Origin of the sequence: Rhodanobacter spathiphylli B39 (assembly GCF_000264295.1) — a bacterium.
Classification (GTDB): domain Bacteria; phylum Pseudomonadota; class Gammaproteobacteria; order Xanthomonadales; family Rhodanobacteraceae; genus Rhodanobacter; species Rhodanobacter spathiphylli.
On sequence record NZ_AJXT01000116.1, the window covers coordinates 1 to 275 of the forward strand.

Below are 275 nucleotides of genomic sequence, written 5' to 3' on the forward strand. Positions count from 1 at the left end.
TCGCCACGTCCCATTTAATTAGTTGTAGAACGTGTTGGCGTCGCTGGCGCTGGTTTCCATCGCTTCGTAGCGCGTCGCCCAGGGCATCGCGCTCCAGGTCAGGGCGAAGACCGGCTTCCAGTCCGGGCCGCTGGCGCTGATGTGCGGCGCCGGGGGCGCGGCCGGGATGCGGCCCACCACGACGGTCCGGGTAGTGCTCGAGGGCCCGGAGCCGCCCGCGTTGCTCGCGCGCACCCGGTAGGCGTAGCTGCCATTGGCCTTGTCGGTGAAGGTCT

1 protein-coding gene is annotated in these 275 nt (G+C 69.1%); it reads right to left on the bottom strand.

The genetic code is table 11. The features are described from left to right. Window positions 1-18: 18 nt before the first annotated feature. Window positions 19-275: hypothetical protein (locus tag UU7_RS18760; RefSeq protein ID WP_007810840.1), on the bottom strand; the 257-nt coding region annotated here is incomplete at its 5' end.